Raw genomic sequence first — 2,631 nt, 5'->3', positions numbered from 1 at the left:
GCCTGATCGAGTCCTGCCCGACGCAGGTCTTCCTGCCCAACCCTCGCGCGCTCGAGCCCGCCTCGGCGGCGCTCTACGCGGCCTTCGGCCTGACCCGCCGCCAGCTCGAGCTGATCGCCTTCGCGACGCCCAAGCGCGCCTACTACTGGCGCCAGCCCCAGGGCCGCCGGCTGTTCGACCTGAAGCTCTCCGGCGCCGGGCTCGCCTTCTGCGGCGCGTCCTCCCCCGAAGACCAGGCCCTCATCGACGACATCCTCCTCCGCGCGGGTCCGGAAGGGTTCGCCCGCGCCTTCCTCGCAGCCAAGGGATTTGCTCATGTCGACGCGCTCTTCGACGCGGTCGCGGGCCAAGCGCTCGCCGCGGAATAGGTTCCTGGCGGCGCTCGCGCCGCTGGTCCTCGTCCTCTGCGCCTGTTCGGACCCCAGGCCCGCGCAGGCCCAGCAGGTGGTGTTCGATCCGAAGAACCACCTCGAGAACGCCCTGCAGGCCGCGCGGCAGCTGGAGAGCCTGACCAACGAAGCGCGGATGCTCGCCAACGAAGCCCGCCAGCTCGCCGCCTCGCCCTACAGTCACCTGGCGGAGACCTCCTCGACCCTGCGCGAAATCGGCGAGCTGGCCCGCTCCGTTCGCGGCGTGGCCTCGGACATCGAAGGCCTGCAGACCGACTTCGAGAAGATCTACCCCACGGCGGTCGACGGCCTCGATCCCCGGCGCGCGCTCGAGCAGGCGCGGGCGCGCAACACCCGGGCCCGCGAGACTGCGCAGGATTTGGCGCGCACGGCGGCGGAACTGGAACGGCTCAGCCGCGGGCGCACCGGCAGGCTGGAAGGCGCGATCAACGCCAGCCAGCGCGCCGACGGGCAGACGGCGGCGATCCAATCCTCCACCCAGGTGCTCGCGGTCCTGGCTGAGGACCTGGGCTCCATGCGCACCCTGCTGATGGCGCAGTCGCGACTGCTCGCCGCCGAAAGCGCCCAGCGCGCCGCCGACAAGGCGGCCGGGGCGGAGGCGCGCAAGCAGTTCTGGGGACGCGAAGGCACGACCATCGCGAACCCCGACTTCGATCCTTACAGCCCCGCGCGTCGGTGATCAGACGCTATGGCCAACGTCAGCATGCAGACGCCGAACGACCTGATGACGGTGTTCTCGAACACCGTCTCAGCGGGCTTCGCGGCGCTCCAAGGGCCGGTCAATGGCGTCTTTGGAGTGATGATCGCCCTCGTGGTGGCGCTGACCGGCATCCAGTGGGCGCTGTCGTCGAACCGCGAGGTGCTGGCCAGCGGGTTCGGCAAGGTCCTCCTGATCGGGGCGTTCGCCTACCTCATCAACGATTGGGAGAACCTGTCCCTCGTCATCCAGGCCGGGTTCGTGGATTTGGGCCTGCGCGCGGGTGGCGGCAGCTTGAGCCGCGCCGACTTCCTGAACCCCGGCGCCATCCTCGAGCAGGGCTGGGAGATCGTGAAGGCGCTGGGCGAGACGCCGGCCCCGGTCAACAACCCCCTCGACGTCGCGGGCGCCCTCACCGACGCCCTAATCCTGGGGCTGGCGATGATCGGCATCATGCTCGCCTTCGCGGTGCTGGCGCTGCAGATCATCGTGACCCTGCTGGAGTTCAAGATCGTCACCCTGGGCGGGTTCGTGCTGCTGCCGTTCGGCATCTGGTCGAAATCCTCCTTCCTCGCCGAACGCCCGCTGGGGTTCGTGGTGTCCTCCGGGCTGAAGGTGCTGGCCCTGGCGATCGTGGTCTCCGGCGCCCGCTCGGTCTTCGACCAGCTGCAGCCGTCTGGCAATCCCGACCTCTACGAGGCGCTCGCCATCCTCGCGGCCTCTCTGCTGCTGGCGATGCTGGCGCTGTTCATCCCCAACTTGGCCGCCGCCCTGGTCAGCGGCGGGCCGGCGCTCGGCGCCGGCGCCCTGGCGTCCGGTGCATTGGCCCTGGGCGGGGCGGCCGTGGGCGCCGTCGCCAGCATCACCGGGATCGGCGCCGCGGCCGCCCGCATCGCGGGGCCGTCGCGCGCCGCCGCGGGGGCCATGGGTGGGCGGTCCCCGCCATCTCCGGCCGGTGGTCCGCCGCCGTCAAACGACCCGACACCTCGCGGGCCCTCGCCTGCGGGGGGTGGCGCGCCAGGCGTCGGGGAGAGCGCCGCGCGCTGGACCCCGGGACCGTCCGGCCCGCCCGACGGTGGCGGTGGCAGTGGCGCCGGTTCGGCGTCGTCCAAGGCCGCCCCGGCGAACGGACCCGCACGCCCGTCATCGACGATCGCGCAAGAGCGCGAAGCGGCGCGCCGGGACTTCCACCGCGCGGCGCAGGGCGGCGAACGGGCCGGCGGCGCCGGTGCGCGAGGCGGCCGGGGCGCGGCGCTGCAGGCCTTCTTCGTCGCCAACGCAGGCCGCGCGCTGCTGCCGGGCAACGAGACCTCCGGAGCGCTCTCGCCGCAGCTCAGGGACGAGGAGACCTGACGCCATGCACCCCTTCTTCCGACCGAAGCGCGCCCTGTCCGCGACACCGGTCGCGACGCCCTACCAGCGCGCCGGCCAGGTCTGGGACGAGCGCATGGGCCTGAGCCTGGCCCATGCCCGCAACTGGCGGCGGATGGCCTTCGCCAACCTGGCCGTCGCCGCCTTCCCCGC

3 protein-coding genes and 1 pseudogene (1 of these 4 only partly in view) are annotated in these 2,631 nt (G+C 72.5%); all 4 read left to right on the top strand.

Annotation, left to right across the window (positions count from 1 at the left end):
* Nucleotides 1-368 (top strand): annotated as a pseudogene (locus tag QZV94_RS22985) (conjugal transfer protein TrbE); the annotation flags it as partial.
* Nucleotides 316-1,089: a conjugal transfer protein TrbJ gene (locus tag QZV94_RS22980; RefSeq protein ID WP_293682481.1), complete on the top strand. Its 774-nt coding sequence runs from the start codon at nt 316-318 to the stop codon at nt 1,087-1,089. The pseudogene QZV94_RS22985 and the gene QZV94_RS22980, both read left to right, overlap by 53 nt.
* A gap of 9 nt (nt 1,090-1,098) precedes the next feature.
* Nucleotides 1,099-2,460 (top strand): type IV secretion system protein, encoded by a 1,362-nt coding sequence (locus QZV94_RS22975; protein WP_293682479.1) that lies wholly within the window; start codon nt 1,099-1,101, stop codon nt 2,458-2,460.
* Between the two features lie 4 nt (nt 2,461-2,464).
* Nucleotides 2,465-2,631, top strand: the 5' end (the start) of a protein-coding gene (trbF, locus tag QZV94_RS22970) for a conjugal transfer protein TrbF (RefSeq protein WP_293682477.1). Its footprint extends 532 nt past the window's final position; only the first 167 of its 699 coding nucleotides appear in the window; it begins with the start codon at nt 2,465-2,467; its stop codon lies beyond the right edge, outside the window.

Origin of the sequence: uncultured Phenylobacterium sp., assembly GCF_902826855.1 — a bacterium.
In the GTDB taxonomy this organism is placed as follows: Bacteria; Pseudomonadota; Alphaproteobacteria; order Caulobacterales; family Caulobacteraceae; genus Phenylobacterium.
This window is presented reverse-complemented; position numbering and strand designations above follow the sequence as displayed.

Coding starts and splice junctions, on each gene's coding strand:
- QZV94_RS22980 (WP_293682481.1), top strand. CDS start 316: ATGTCGACGCGCTCTTCGACGCGGTCGCGGGCCAAGCGCTCGCCGCGG.
- QZV94_RS22975 (WP_293682479.1), top strand. CDS start 1,099: ATGGCCAACGTCAGCATGCAGACGCCGAACGACCTGATGACGGTGTTC.